The following is a 12,836-nucleotide window of genomic DNA, read 5'->3' as shown; positions in this document are numbered from 1 at the left end:
CCTGTTTCTTCACCACAGGTACCCTCTCTGTCCCAAAGGCCTGTCCTGTAAATGCTGCCCCGTTCCCTATAATTCTTCCTATAGGGGAACCTTTACCCACTTCTTTGACAAGTTCAATGGCAGCCTTGTCATCTCCTAGCTCTATATACTTACCTTCCATGGCAATCCCTACGGCAACCCCTGTGTCTATTGTGTCTATACCAATGTCATCACAAAGTCTGTCCATCATGGCAATAGAATCAAGATTCTTTATGTGGCAGTGAGATCCAAAGGCCCATATGGTCTCGTATTCAAACCCACCGGTAAGATAATCTCCGTTTTTATCATTGTATATCTGAGAACATCTCATTACACATCCAGGGTGGCATGCATGAGTAGGATTTCCCTTCCTTTTGTTTATGAGCTCATACATAGTTTCACCGCTTATATCTTCAGCAAATTCAAAACGTCCGTTTCTGAAATTGTCTGTTGGCAGACCTCCCGCTTCATTCAGAATATTTACTAGAACTGCAGTTCCGTATGTAGGAAGTCCCTGACCAGATACAGGGTGATCTATTATCATCTTTGCAAATGATCTGGAAGCTTTCATAAAGGCTTCCTTGTCATGATAGTTTACCTCATTTGTTTTCCCTGGGTCTATAAGAATTGCTTTTATTCCTTTAGAACCAAGTACAGCTCCTGTACCTCCACGGCCACAGTGTCTTGTAGGATGTCCTTCAGTGTCTGTGACAGCTATTGATGCCGCAGAAAGCTTCATCTCTCCAGCCTGCCCTATGGACATAACAGTTGTTTTGCTACCATATTTTTCTCTCAAAATATCCCCGATTTCATAGTTCCCTTTCATTTTAAGGTAGCTGGCATCCTCTATAGAAATACCCTCGTTGGTTATTTTTATAAGGTTCAGCTCTTCTCCATCAGGCTTATCCTCTATTATTATAGCCTTATATCCAAGTTTTGCCAAGCTCTGAGCAGCAGTTCCACCTGCATTTGATTCCTTTATCCCACCGGTTAGGGGACTCTTAGTTCCCACACTTAGCCTTCCTGAGCTTGGAGCCATTGTCCCTGAAAGAAGTCCCGGAGCAATAACAAGTTTGTTGTTTTTCCCAAGGGGGTGGCACGTTGCATCCACTTCATCAGAAATAATCCTAGATGTCAGCCCTCTTCCTCCCAATGCCAGATAGTCAGATTTTACTTCTTCGTAGCTGATGGATCTGTCTTTCATGTTGATACGACAAATTTTCAAAATAAATCCCTCCTTTTTTTTGGCTCCTTTCCAAGCACGGGAGGCAGAAAGGTTTCCCCGTCTACCCAAAGGTGCAGTCCCCTAGAGTTTCTCCTTAGGAATTTACACTCGGAGTACTATTATTAATATAAAAATAATTTTTTTTATGTAGTTTATTTGTAGATGCTGAGTTTCCAATAACAAAATGCCCAATATTTTTCTAAACATAAACAGAACGTTCCTTACTCAATATTACTATATAGTTTTATTTTTAAAAAATGGAATTATGTTGTGTCTATATTTCCTGTAAGGAATGTTTTTTATGAGGGTTATTCAGTAAAAATAAAATTAAGCCTTCATAAAACAGATACACCTAATAATTTGAATTCCTTTTTAAAATCTCTTACTGGAGAAATATTTTAAAATCAATAAAGATCTCATATAAAAACATATGTATACAACTCCGATTCTTGCAGAGATCATCCCCGGAGTTTTTATTTTTTCCTATAAAGATTCCTAAAATTAAAACTTTATATTTATTATGGTCTTTTCAGTCAATAAGTAGTATATTAAGCTTATAAACTAAACCTAATATATAAAAAATTAAGAAAGAGGAGGATTTTATGAAATATGTGATAGGAATTATTTTAGTATTTTTTACATTTGGATGTATCTCAGCCCCTAAAGATCTCGGAGTAAAATCAGGAAAATTGTCTCCGTTAAAATCATCCCCCAATGGTGTTTCTTCCCAGACAGACCAGGTGAAAAAACAGGTGGACCCCCTAGTGCTAGACATCCCTGTAAGTGATGCAAAAGAAATAATCAAAGAGGCGTGTAATAGTTATGGAAAACACAAGATTATGAAAGAATCTGAAGATTATTTATATTTGGTTTTTATTACTGGAATAATGAGATATCAAGACGATGTGGAGTTTTATTTTGATGCTGAAAACAAGCTTATTCACTACCGTTCCCAGAGCAGAATAGGTTACTCAGATATGGGCTTAAACCGTAAAAGATATAATGCACTGGCAGAAATGTATTACAAGAATAAGCCGTGATTTTATTAGTGTAACCAAATTTTATTCAGAGTCTCATTATAACAGAACAAACTATGGTCTGCTTACTGCCTGGCTATTTTTTGAAGAAAAACAAAAATGGAGTGACAGCCATTCTAGGCCATTACTCCATTTTTTATGTTTAGTCTTACATTATAGCATTTATAATTTGAAAAATAAATATTACAGACAATCCGTGCCTTTTTTTTATATAGACTCCGGTTTCACAACCAGTATAGATTCCTGGTTGTTATAGGTCACAAAACCAGGTTTACCACCCCTTGGTTTATTGAGGTATTTTTTCAGAGTGTAGTCTATGAGCACCTTCTCTCCGGGAAGTGTTTTTGAATAAAAAGCTGCAATTTCTGCACCCTTGAATATTATTTCTTCTGTAAATTCTCCGTTCCAACGTATTATCACATGACTTCCTGGAACATCTTTGGAATGAAGCCACATATCATTTCTGTCAGCTACCTTAAAGGTAAGATTATCATTTTCAAGGTTATTTCTTCCATAAAGAATCTGATACCCTTTAAATTCAATAGTTCCGTAATTCAGAGGTACAGACTTTTTCTTTTTCGGGCTTTTCACAGCTTTTACATACTTTCCAGCCACTAGTTCCTCTCTGATAGTTTGTAGATTTTCCATGCTTGTACTTTCCTCTAAAAAACTTTTTACACCTTGGAGATAGGTAATCTCATTTTTTACTTCTTCGTATCTTTTCAGATTAAACTCAAAGCCACGTTTCAGCTTATTGTACTTTTTATAATACCTATCCAGATTTTCCTTGGGCGAAATATTTGGATTTAAAGTTATCGTCACATTACAGTCATTGTAAAAATCAAATAACACAACTTCACTCTGCCCTCTTTTTATGGAGTAAAGATTTGCGGCTAAGATATCTCCCGCCTCTTTGGACTTTTCATGTTTTCTGTTTTTTTCCATCTCTTTTTCCAAAATTTTAAGAGTACGTTTATTTTTTTTGATCTCTTTTTCCACAACGTTTACAAGGGAAGAATAGAGATTGTTGTATGACTCAGATGATTTTGTAGCCTCTATATAGAAATTGATCATGTCGTTGATAGTTTCAAACTCCTCTTTTTTGTCAAAAGGAGTATTCTTGACATCAAAAACCGAAGCCAAAGTTATTTTTCTGTTGTTATAATAAATTGTAGGGGTACCTTTATTGCTAAGTACTTTCTGAAAATCAGATACTGATTCCAATGCCCTGGCTGCAATCATTCCCAGCCCCTCTATACCCGTCACAAGTTCTTTTGGTTTTCCCATCATCTCTTTCAGGCTTTCTTCTGAAATATCAGCTGGTGAGATCTTTTTTTCAGTTACAGGCTGAGAATACCTGGCTCCAGGAAGAAGGACTCTCAGCTTATTTTCCTCTAATGAGAACTTTTTCATGAGATCTAAAATCTCGCCATCCTTTTCTGTAAGGATGAGATTACTGTGCTTACCCATTATCTCAAAATACAGCTTATACTCCTTATATTCTCCAAGCTCATTCAGTTTTTTAAATTTAAACACGATTATTCTGTCAAATCCCAGCTGATCTACCTCTGTAATTATAGAGTTTAAAAGATGTTTTCTGAGATTCAGGGAAAAATTCATGGGAGTTTCCGGAGCATTTTCCTTTTCATCTCTCAGATAACATACAGGAAGGGATGCGTTGCATGAAATAAACAGATTGAGCTTTCCGAAAAAAATCGAGGTTGAAAGTCTGCTGTACTGAAAAATCTTTGTTACCTTTCTCCCTGTTAAAACTTCAGACAGTTCATCTTTAAGTTTATTTATCGATATGCCGTCTAGATAAAGCATTTTATCATCTCCTTTTCAGAAAAAAAAGAACTTACCTCAGAAAGGTAAGTTATGATTCTTTTTTCACCGCTATTAAATTTTTTGCATCTAAGGCATTGATCTCTAAAAGAGAGCCGTCCTCTTTTTCCACTGTTATAGTTTTAAGATTATTAGAAATTATTTTTATAATACTATATATCTCTACGCCGTGATCCTTGAAAAAAGCTCTTATAATGGGTGTCCCCTTAATATCTATGATGCTTACAAGATAATTTTTAGGGAAATCCGTTATAGGATTTGGTTTGAAATAATCTATTTTTTCTCTCAAGTTTTTTAAAATCTTTTCGAAAACATTTACGAAAACTTCAATTTCCTTGGAATCTATGTTTTTAGTTATACTAGACATGATCATGTTATGGTAGTTTGTGTGGTAATTTAGAGCCTCATCTCCCTTTCTGGAAAGGGATACAAAAACCTTTCTTCTGTCAAGATCTGATCTCATTCTATTGATAAAGCCCTTTTCAGAAAGTTTTGATATGGCCACTGTAGCTGTACCCATAGTTATACCCAGCCTGTCAGAAAGTTCATTCATCGTTAATGAATCACTTCCGATAGCTTCGATAACATGAAGTTCAGTATGAGTAAGACATTTTATCCCCTGTTTTAGAGCAAGATCTTCAGTTTCATAAAAAAGCTTGTAAAAATCTTCCAAAACTATATTAACCTTTTCTAAAACCATAAAATTCACCTACTTTTTTAGACTTTCTATTCTCTCCTTGTAATTTCCAGAGAAAACGTAAGAACCAGCTACGAAGACATTGGCTCCAGCTTCGATACAACCTTTTACAGTTTGATCTGTGATACCGCCATCCACTTGGATATCTATGTTTGCATTCATAGATCTTACCTCTTTTATTTTCTCCAGTGTGGAAGGAATAAACTTTTGTCCACCGAAACCTGGATTTACGGACATGAGAAGAACCATATCCAGTTCATCGATAACGTATTTTAAAGATTCTACAGAAGTTGCAGGGTTTAATGACACAGCGGCTTTTATTCCGTGGGCTTTTATCTGCTGTATAGTTCTGTGGAGATGTGTCGTAGATTCAGCATGGACAGTGATTAGATCAGCACCTGCCTTTACAAACTCATCGATATATCTTTCCGGACTTTCTATCATAAGATGCACATCAAAACACAGGTTTGATTTATCTCTTATGGATTTTATTACAACAGGTCCAAAGGATATGTTAGGGACAAACATACCATCCATAACATCAATATGTATCATATCAGCTCCAGCTTCAGTTATAGAGGTAATTTCCTCTCCCAATTTACTAAAATCCGCTGAAAGAATCGACGGAGCTATCTTTATCATAATTTATTCCACCTTTCTGTTTTTAATTTTTCATAACATCTCAGGAAAAACTCATACCTTTCTTTTGAAATATCCCCTCTTTCAACAGCATCCTTTACAGCACATCCAGGCTCATTTACATGGATGCAGTTGGAAAATCTGCACTGTTCATCGACGGAAAACTCAGGAAAAAGATCTATAAGTTCCTGCACATTTTTTATCTCCGGAAGATCCACAGAGGAAAATCCAGGGGTATCTATAACAAAGCCTCCTTCTTTTAAATGAAGAAGAGTCGTAGCTCTTGTTGTATGTTTTCCTCTTTTTAACTTTCTGCTGGTCTCTCCTACTTTTAAGGTGACACTTTTTTGCAGAAGATTTAGAATGCTTGATTTACCTACACCACTTGGACCTCCAAAGGCAGTGATACGATCCTTGATATAAGAACTCACTTCCTCTATACCTATATTTTCCGTGGTAGATACAAAGAAAAGATCGATATCAAGAGCTTTCAGATAATGGAGATTGTTTTTTATCTCCTCTATATCCTCTTCCTCTATAAGGTCTATTTTATTTATAATAATTAAAGGTTTTATCTTGTAGTAATAAGAATTCAGTATCAAAACATTTATTCTTTCATAATCTAGTTTTGGATCTATGGCAGAGAATTGTATTACAATATAATCTATGTTGGCCACTAGTGGTCTGTGGATTATATTTTTCCTCTCAAAGACCTTGGTAATAGAGTGGTCTTCTGAAAACTCCACTACATCTCCTACAATACAGTTATCTTTTCTGTCGGTTTTTTTGAGTATTCCTCTCAGACGACACTCATGAATCTGTCCTTGGGTTTCTACATAATAGAATCCCTGCATTTTTGTAATGACTATGCCTTTTATAATAGTTCACCTCTATTTATTGATTATTATGTCTACGACGGTTCCCTCAAATGTCATTATACCTGGCTGGATTCCGCTGTCTACTATAATTCCGCTTTCTAACTCGCTGTTTTGTATATAATCTATTTTTCCAACTATCAGATTTTTAGACTTGAGCATTCGTTTCCCCGTAGAGAGATCCACCCCTATAAGGTCCGGCATTCTCACCTTAGCCCCTATCTTTTTCATGTCCACAAGAAAAGAGACTTCTTTGTTTCGGTAGACAATGCTCCCTGCACCTGGATCTGAAGAGATCACCTGGTTATACACTGCATTTTTTTGTGCATAGGATATATTTTTTACTATGAGTCCGAGTCTTTCAGCTGAGGCCTTAGCATCAGAAAGATCCATCCCGTTAAAATCAGGAACGATTATTTTGTCCTGTCCACGGCTGGTCCACACTCTTATGACTCTTCCTTTTTTTATAACTTCCCCGGGTTCAGGTTTCTGAGAAAAGATCTTATCCTTGTCATACTGGGAATAATCTTCCCCCATTTTTTTTATTTCTATGGAGTTTTTTGAAAATATTTTTTCAGCTTCAGCAACACTAAAATTTGCAAGGTCTGGAGTGACAATCAGGAACTCATTAAAGTAAAATTTTATGAAAATACTTCCTGAAAAGAATAGGATCGCTATAAGCATCAAACCTGACGAAATATAAAATCCTCTTTTATTCATTATTCCTCCTGTATGGTCAAAAATCAAGCAGAAAACTTTACTGAAATCATAACATATAGAAGTCCAAATAGCAATAACTACTTGATAATTCCTGTGTGAAGTGTTAGAATGGGTTTATGATTTTTTTACTTTAGGAGGTAATTTAGTTGTCAAAAAAACCTTGGGATGAAGGAATTTCTAGGAAGTTGTATACAGAGGGGCAAATCGCTCAGAGAGTGAAAGAATTAGGTGCTCAAATTACAGAGGATTTTAAAGATAAAGAGGAAGATCTAATAATTGTTTGCCTGCTCAAGGGATCTATTATGTTTATGGCAGATATCTGCAGAGAGATAAAACTTCCTATCAAAATGGATTTTATGAGTGTCTCTAGCTACGGAGATGATTTTGAAAGCTCTAGAGAGGTAAAGATCGTAAAGGACCTTGATGAAAAGATCATGGGAAAACATGTAATTGTAGTAGAAGATATAATTGACTCAGGGCTTACACTAAAGAAAGTTCTAAAGCTTTTGGGAAGCAGATCACCGGCATCGGTATCCCTGTGCACTCTTCTAAATAAAGAGATAAGAAGAGAAGCAGATGTGGAAGTTCAGTATGTTGGATTTAACATCGAAGATGAATTTGTACTAGGATATGGTCTCGATTTTAAACAGGAGTACAGAAACATCCCTTATGTAGCAGTAATGGGACCGCTAGATTAATCTGATTTAAGAATTCAATGGAAGAAGTTTGAGGTGTAGTATAAAATGAAAAAACACAAAATTGAGGTAATGATACCGAGAGAAGAGATAAAAAGAAAAGTCATAGAACTAGGTGCCCTTATAGAGAAAGATATAAAGGACAGTGACAATGAAGTCATATGTATAGGACTTTTAAAAGGTTCTGCGATTTTCATGGCAGACCTTGTACAGAGGATCGATCACCCTGTAAAGATGGATTTTATGAGTGTTTCTAGCTATGGAAGCAGCATGGAAACATCTGGTGTGGTAAAAATCATAAAAGATGTAGATGAAGATGTAGAAGGAAAAGATATTGTAATCATAGAGGACATTATCGATTCCGGACTTACTCTCAATTATGTAAAAAAGTTTCTCTTATCCAAGGGAGCTGCATCAGTAAAAATATGCACACTATTGGACAAGCCGTACAGAAGAAAGGCAGAGGTCTTTGTTGATTATGTAGGTTTTGAGATTCCAAATGAATTTGTAGTAGGTTACGGGATTGATTATGCAGAGTTTTACAGAAATCTTCCGTACATTGGTAAGGTAACCCTGTTAGATTAGGACGGAGGAGATATGTCTTTTAAGCATAAAAAAAAGTTTGGTCAAAATTTCCTCACTAATCAGAGTGAGGTGCTGAAAAAAATAATGGAAGTCTCTGGTGTGGAAGAGAGTGACGTAGTCTTAGAGATCGGTCCCGGAGAAGGAGCTCTCACTGAGCTGCTCTTAGAAACATCCAGTAAGGTAAACTGTGTAGAGATAGACAGAGATTTAGAAAAAATACTGGTTAAAAAATTTGATAAAAATCCGAAATTCAACTTAATTATGCAGGATGTCCTAACTGTAGACTTTGATAAGCAGATAGGTGAGAAGGTAAAAGTCGTGGCGAATATACCATACTACATTACCTCTCCTATAATAAATAAACTTATCGAAAACAGAAAGTACGTAGATGAGATCTATATAATGGTGCAAAAAGAAGTGGCAGAGAGAATCTGTGCCAAGTCAGGAAAAGAGAGAAGCACTCTTACCCTTGCAGTGGAATATTTTGGAGATGCTGAATATCTTTTCACAATCCCAAAGGAATTTTTCCAGCCTGTGCCTAAGGTGGACTCAGCATTTATGTCCATAAAACTGAGAAAGGACAACTCTCGTATAGAGGAGATTCCAGAGGAAACTTTCTTTAAGTATGTAAAGGCTTCTTTTTCTAACAAGAGGAAGAACCTTCTGAATAACATCTCAACTCTGGGAATTTCCAAAGATATGGTAAGAGAAAAACTAGAAGAAGTAGATATTGACGGGAAAAGAAGGGCTGAGACCCTTTCGATAGATGAGTTTATGAATTTGATCAGAGTATTTGAAAAATAAGCAAGTGGTCCCTTTGGGATCGCTTGTTGTTTTAAATATGAAAAGGAGTGTCTCTATGCAGAGTTATGAGTTTTTTGTCGACAGCGAAAAAAAGCATATCGATTTTATAAACAAGATTATTGAGGCCTATGAAGGTATAGGGGTAGTAAGAACCCTAGATGCTTCACTAGGACTTATAAAGATAATCTCTACAGACGATTTTAAAGAGTTTGTCAGAGAGGTGCTAGAAGATCTAGACAGCCGTGGGGTAACGGCTAAAATAACAGATGAAGGGCCATGGAAAGGTGAGCTGTAAGGTAAATCAGGCAGCGACTCTCCACAGGGTATACTACAACGAAACAGACCAGATGGGCAGAGTCTATCACGGGAATTTTGTCAACTGGATGGAAAAAGGCAGGACAGAGTGGCTGAGAAGCAAAGGAATCTCATACAAAGAACTCGAGGGTATAGGGGTATTTCTCCCTGTAAAAGATATAGGTATTGAATATTTTCTTCCCGTGGAGTATGATGATGTGGTAAGGATAAATGCCCAGGCAAACTGTATCACAAAAATAAAAGTAGAATTCATATATGATATAACGGACGAATCTGGTGAAAAGATATATGCCAGAGGAAAATCTACAAATATATTCACAGGAAAAGACGGAAAACCGAAAAGAATAGACGATGGATTTCTCAATATTATCAGGGAGGTAAAATAATGGAAAAATTGGAAAAACTTCTTTACTACGTGGTATCACAGATGGTAAAAACTGAAACGGATATAAGGATAACATATGAGCTTCTTGACGATACTGTTACTTTCAGAGTAAGTGTAGCCGACGGAGAGCTGGGAAAAGTAATAGGAAAGAACGGACTTACTGCAAATGCCATAAGAGGAGTAATGCAGGCAGCAGGGGTAAAAGATAAATTAAATGTAAATGTAGAATTCTTAGACTAAATTATCAGGGGGTATAGATGTCAGATCTATTGAATGTTGCTAAAATTTCTGGAACTCACCACCTAAAGGGTGCTGTAAAAGTAGTCTCCCATATGGATGATATCGAGCTTCTTATAGGAAATAAAGTAATTGTCGAAACTCCAGCGGGATTAAAAAAGGTCCTTACAGTGACCTCAGCTGGATTCATGATAGGAAACAAAGCTGTTTTAGAATTTGAAGAGATAACCAATAAAATAGATGCTGCAGCTCTTGCAGGATCTATGGTTCTCATAAAAAGAGATCTTATCGGTATAGGAGAAGATGAATACCTGATGAGTGACGTTATAGGTATGGAAGTAATAGAAACAGACGGAGAATTCCTAGGAAAAGTGACTGATGTTTTCGAAACTCCTGCCCATGAAATATATATTGTAAATGAAGGTGCAGAGGAGATAATGATCCCGGCTATAGAGGAATTTGTAAAAAAGATCGATTTTGAAAGCAGAAAAATAACAGTAAAACTTATCGACGGAATGAAGCCAGAAAAGGAGTAAAAGCATTGAAAATTAATATACTAACTCTTTTTCCAGAGATGTTTAACGGTTTTAAAAGCGAGAGTATCATAAGGAGAGCCATAGAGGGAGAATTTCTCGAGATAAATGTGGTGGATATAAGAACTTTCTGTCATGACAAGCATAATCAGGCTGACGATCTTCCTTTCGGAGGGGGAGCAGGAATGGTACTCAAACCAGAGCCTCTTTTCAGGGCTCTTGAAAATACAACAGGAAAAGTGATCTATACATCTCCTCAGGGAAAGAGATTTGATCAGAAAATGGCCATAGATCTCTCTGAAGAAAAAGAGATTACAATAATAGCAGGGCACTATGAAGGAATAGACGAAAGAGTGGTAGAAGAAAAAGTAGACTTGGAAATATCTATAGGGGATTTTGTTCTTACTGGTGGAGAGCTTCCTGCCATGGTAATCGCTGATGCCATAGCAAGGCTTATCCCCGGGGTTATAAAAAAGGACTCTTATGAGAATGACTCTTTTTTCAAGGGACTCTTAGACCATCCTCATTATACAAGACCTGCAGAGTATAGAGGGAAAAATGTCCCAGAGGTGTTACTCTCTGGGCATCATAAAAAAATAGATGAATGGAGGCTGAAAGAGAGCCTCAAAAGAACTCTTCTCAGAAGACCTGATATTTTAAAAGGCAGGGAGTTTACAAAACTTGAAAAAAAACTCATGAAAGAGATAGAAGAGGAACTTTGTAAAAAATAAAAATTGTGTTCTCTTTTATATTTTGGAATATTTTAGGAGGAAAGTTATGATTTATAAATTAAGAGATCTTGTGCCAGCAATTGGAGAAAATAACTTTATTGCCGAGAATGCTACAGTTATAGGAGATGTAAGAACAGGGAACAATGTAAGCATATGGTTCAATGCCGTAATGAGAGGAGACCTGGCACCTATAATTATAGGTGATGACAGCAATGTCCAGGATAATGTTACCCTCCATGTAGATTATGACACTCCTGTAGAAATAGGAAACGGAGTCACTATAGGTCATAATGCTATAATCCACGGATGTAAAATAGGAGACAATAGTCTTATCGGGATGGGAGCAGTCCTTTTGAACAAAGTAGTTATTCCTAAAAACTGCCTTGTGGCTGCAGGATCTGTAGTTGGTCCGAAACTGAAAATAGAAGAGGGCGATCTCGTGGTGGGAAATCCAGCCAGGATAGCCAGAAAACTTTCTCAAGAGAACATAGAATCTCTTGGAAAAACTAAAAAAATATATACTGATGATATAGAAATTTACCTAACACAGCTTGAAAGAATCAAGTAAGGAGAGATAATGAGAGATAAGATATATTTAGGACTTGTACACTATCCGGTTTATAATAAAAAATCAGAAGTTGTGTGTACTTCTGTTACAAACTTTGATATACATGACATCTCAAGAACATGTAAAACCTATGACGTAAAGGGTTACCATATAATTGTTCCTTTGGATGCTCAAAAAGAGCTCACAAACAGAATATTAGGATACTGGCAGGATGGCTTCGGTGCCAATCACAACAAAGACAGAGAAGAAGCTTTCTCATCTACCTGTGTAAGTGAATCTGTAGAAAAAACCATTGAGTTAATCGAGAAAGAAGAGGGGAAAAAACCTCTGATAATAACTACATCGGCTAAGATTTATCCAAACTCCATATCATACGAAGATCTCTCTCAAGAGATAATGGATGATGACAATGTCTACCTGCTGCTTTTTGGTACAGGATGGGGTCTGACAGAAGAAGTTATGAATTCATCTAAATATATTTTAGAACCCATCAGAGGAAATACAAAATATAACCATCTTTCAGTAAGATCGGCTGTTTCAATTATTTTAGACAGGCTGCTGGGAGAAAATTAAAACACAGGAGCCATAGAGGGCTCCTTTTTTCTAATGAAAGGGTATGATGTGATGTGTATAAAAATAAAGTTAAAATAAAACCTCGTAACAATATATTTGAATCTATTGGTATAAAGAATATCGATATAACAGAGATAGTGGTATACGAGAGAGAGAAAAAAATAGAGTTAAACTGCCTTGTATCAACTACTTCGAGTTTAAAGGAATTAGACATCCTTGAAGATGCTCTGGCCAATAAATTCGGTGAAGATGCCGACCTTCATTTTGAATTGGAATTTTTAAATAAAGAGATCACCAAAGAGGACTTGAAAGAGATTATAGAGAGGATCATCCGGGAGATAAAGAGAAAAAATG

18 protein-coding genes and 1 riboswitch are annotated in these 12,836 nt (G+C 36.3%); of the genes, 12 read left to right on the top strand and 6 right to left on the bottom strand.

The features are described 5' to 3' along the window. On the bottom strand, positions 1-1,243 hold a 1,243-nt coding region (locus ABZA26_RS01255), incomplete at its 3' end, for an aldehyde ferredoxin oxidoreductase N-terminal domain-containing protein (protein ID WP_372712701.1). Positions 1,244-1,250: 7 nt separating this feature from the next. Next, a riboswitch (molybdenum cofactor riboswitch) is annotated at positions 1,251-1,370 on the bottom strand. Between the two features lie 475 nt (positions 1,371-1,845). Here ABZA26_RS01255 and ABZA26_RS01250 point away from each other — a divergent pair. Continuing rightward, entirely contained in the window at positions 1,846-2,283 is a 438-nt protein-coding gene (locus ABZA26_RS01250; RefSeq protein ID WP_372712700.1) for a DUF1499 domain-containing protein, read from the top strand. A 204-nt stretch (positions 2,284-2,487) separates the two neighbouring features. Here the strand turns inward: ABZA26_RS01250 and ABZA26_RS01245 are convergent, their stop codons facing one another. Genes ABZA26_RS01245 through ABZA26_RS01225 form a run of 5 tightly spaced genes read right to left on the bottom strand, consistent with a single transcriptional unit; the run spans position 2,488 to position 7,056 of the window. Continuing rightward, complete coding sequence (locus tag ABZA26_RS01245; RefSeq protein ID WP_372712699.1) at positions 2,488-4,107, bottom strand: NFACT family protein; 1,620 nt, start codon at positions 4,105-4,107, stop codon at positions 2,488-2,490. A 49-nt stretch (positions 4,108-4,156) separates the two neighbouring features. Next, positions 4,157-4,825, bottom strand: coding sequence for a MarR family winged helix-turn-helix transcriptional regulator (locus tag ABZA26_RS01240; protein WP_372712698.1), 669 nt, complete (start codon positions 4,823-4,825; stop codon positions 4,157-4,159). A 9-nt stretch (positions 4,826-4,834) separates the two neighbouring features. Then, a complete protein-coding gene (rpe, locus tag ABZA26_RS01235; RefSeq protein WP_372712697.1) occupies positions 4,835-5,464 on the bottom strand; it encodes a ribulose-phosphate 3-epimerase in 630 nt (209 codons plus the stop codon). Next, entirely contained in the window at positions 5,461-6,324 is an 864-nt protein-coding gene (gene rsgA, locus ABZA26_RS01230) for a ribosome small subunit-dependent GTPase A (RefSeq protein WP_372712703.1), read from the bottom strand. The genes rpe and rsgA overlap by 4 nt, the downstream gene beginning before the upstream one ends. A 27-nt stretch (positions 6,325-6,351) precedes the next feature. Next, positions 6,352-7,056 carry a PASTA domain-containing protein gene (locus ABZA26_RS01225; RefSeq protein WP_372712696.1) on the bottom strand — a complete coding sequence of 235 codons (705 nt, stop codon included), beginning with the start codon at positions 7,054-7,056 and terminating at the stop codon, positions 6,352-6,354. 146 nt (positions 7,057-7,202) lie between these two features. On the opposite strand from ABZA26_RS01225, the gene hpt (ABZA26_RS01220) reads away from it, so the two are divergent. The 11 genes from hpt (ABZA26_RS01220) to ABZA26_RS01170 all read left to right on the top strand — a co-directional run. After that, on the top strand, positions 7,203-7,754 hold the full coding sequence (hpt, locus tag ABZA26_RS01220; protein WP_372712695.1) for a hypoxanthine phosphoribosyltransferase: 552 nt from the start codon (positions 7,203-7,205) through the stop codon (positions 7,752-7,754). A 45-nt stretch (positions 7,755-7,799) separates the two neighbouring features. Continuing rightward, a complete protein-coding gene (gene hpt / locus ABZA26_RS01215) occupies positions 7,800-8,336 on the top strand; it encodes a hypoxanthine phosphoribosyltransferase (RefSeq protein ID WP_372712694.1) in 537 nt (178 codons plus the stop codon). Positions 8,337-8,348: 12 nt separating this feature from the next. After that, positions 8,349-9,140: a 16S rRNA (adenine(1518)-N(6)/adenine(1519)-N(6))-dimethyltransferase RsmA gene (gene rsmA, locus ABZA26_RS01210; RefSeq protein WP_372712693.1), complete on the top strand. Its 792-nt coding sequence runs from the start codon at positions 8,349-8,351 to the stop codon at positions 9,138-9,140. A gap of 55 nt (positions 9,141-9,195) precedes the next feature. After that, the gene (locus tag ABZA26_RS01205) at positions 9,196-9,435 is read left to right on the top strand and encodes a DUF4911 domain-containing protein (RefSeq protein ID WP_372712692.1); all 240 of its coding nucleotides are present in this window, start codon (positions 9,196-9,198) and stop codon (positions 9,433-9,435) included. Next, a complete protein-coding gene (locus tag ABZA26_RS01200) occupies positions 9,407-9,841 on the top strand; it encodes an acyl-CoA thioesterase (RefSeq protein WP_372712691.1) in 435 nt (144 codons plus the stop codon). The genes ABZA26_RS01205 and ABZA26_RS01200 overlap by 29 nt, the downstream gene beginning before the upstream one ends. Continuing rightward, on the top strand, positions 9,841-10,080 hold the full coding sequence (locus ABZA26_RS01195; protein WP_013387772.1) for a KH domain-containing protein: 240 nt from the start codon (positions 9,841-9,843) through the stop codon (positions 10,078-10,080). Before ABZA26_RS01200 ends, ABZA26_RS01195 begins: the two co-directional genes overlap by 1 nt. 17 nt (positions 10,081-10,097) lie before the next feature. After that, positions 10,098-10,613 carry a ribosome maturation factor RimM gene (gene rimM, locus ABZA26_RS01190; RefSeq protein ID WP_372712690.1) on the top strand — a complete coding sequence of 172 codons (516 nt, stop codon included), beginning with the start codon at positions 10,098-10,100 and terminating at the stop codon, positions 10,611-10,613. Positions 10,614-10,618: 5 nt separating this feature from the next. Beyond that, positions 10,619-11,341 carry a tRNA (guanosine(37)-N1)-methyltransferase TrmD gene (trmD, locus tag ABZA26_RS01185; RefSeq protein ID WP_372712689.1) on the top strand — a complete coding sequence of 241 codons (723 nt, stop codon included), beginning with the start codon at positions 10,619-10,621 and terminating at the stop codon, positions 11,339-11,341. A 46-nt stretch (positions 11,342-11,387) separates the two neighbouring features. Further along, positions 11,388-11,909 (top strand): gamma carbonic anhydrase family protein, encoded by a 522-nt coding sequence (locus ABZA26_RS01180; RefSeq protein WP_372712688.1) that lies wholly within the window; start codon positions 11,388-11,390, stop codon positions 11,907-11,909. Between the two features lie 9 nt (positions 11,910-11,918). Then, positions 11,919-12,482 (top strand): RNA methyltransferase, encoded by a 564-nt coding sequence (locus ABZA26_RS01175; protein ID WP_372712687.1) that lies wholly within the window; start codon positions 11,919-11,921, stop codon positions 12,480-12,482. 53 nt (positions 12,483-12,535) lie between these two features. Further along, positions 12,536-12,836, top strand: a 301-nt coding sequence (locus tag ABZA26_RS01170) for a hypothetical protein (protein ID WP_372712686.1), incomplete at its 3' end; no start/stop codon positions are given.

This window comes from Ilyobacter sp. (genome assembly GCF_041583315.1).
Lineage (GTDB): Bacteria > Fusobacteriota > Fusobacteriia > Fusobacteriales > Fusobacteriaceae > Ilyobacter.
This window is presented reverse-complemented; position numbering and strand designations above follow the sequence as displayed.

What these genes read in the sequence shown, in the direction of transcription:
- ABZA26_RS01250 (WP_372712700.1), top strand. Translation starts at nt 1,846, where the DNA reads ATGAAATATGTGATAGGAATTATTTTAGTATTTTTTACATTTGGATGT.
- ABZA26_RS01245 (WP_372712699.1), bottom strand. Translation starts at nt 4,107, where the DNA reads ATGCTTTATCTAGACGGCATATCGATAAATAAACTTAAAGATGAACTG.
- ABZA26_RS01240 (WP_372712698.1), bottom strand. Translation starts at nt 4,825, where the DNA reads ATGGTTTTAGAAAAGGTTAATATAGTTTTGGAAGATTTTTACAAGCTT.
- rpe (WP_372712697.1), bottom strand. Translation starts at nt 5,464, where the DNA reads ATGATAAAGATAGCTCCGTCGATTCTTTCAGCGGATTTTAGTAAATTG.
- ABZA26_RS01225 (WP_372712696.1), bottom strand. Translation starts at nt 7,056, where the DNA reads ATGAATAAAAGAGGATTTTATATTTCGTCAGGTTTGATGCTTATAGCG.
- hpt (WP_372712694.1), top strand. Translation starts at nt 7,800, where the DNA reads ATGAAAAAACACAAAATTGAGGTAATGATACCGAGAGAAGAGATAAAA.
- rsmA (WP_372712693.1), top strand. Translation starts at nt 8,349, where the DNA reads ATGTCTTTTAAGCATAAAAAAAAGTTTGGTCAAAATTTCCTCACTAAT.
- ABZA26_RS01205 (WP_372712692.1), top strand. Translation starts at nt 9,196, where the DNA reads ATGCAGAGTTATGAGTTTTTTGTCGACAGCGAAAAAAAGCATATCGAT.
- ABZA26_RS01200 (WP_372712691.1), top strand. Translation starts at nt 9,407, where the DNA reads ATGAAGGGCCATGGAAAGGTGAGCTGTAAGGTAAATCAGGCAGCGACT.
- ABZA26_RS01195 (WP_013387772.1), top strand. Translation starts at nt 9,841, where the DNA reads ATGGAAAAATTGGAAAAACTTCTTTACTACGTGGTATCACAGATGGTA.
- rimM (WP_372712690.1), top strand. Translation starts at nt 10,098, where the DNA reads ATGTCAGATCTATTGAATGTTGCTAAAATTTCTGGAACTCACCACCTA.
- ABZA26_RS01180 (WP_372712688.1), top strand. Translation starts at nt 11,388, where the DNA reads ATGATTTATAAATTAAGAGATCTTGTGCCAGCAATTGGAGAAAATAAC.
- ABZA26_RS01175 (WP_372712687.1), top strand. Translation starts at nt 11,919, where the DNA reads ATGAGAGATAAGATATATTTAGGACTTGTACACTATCCGGTTTATAAT.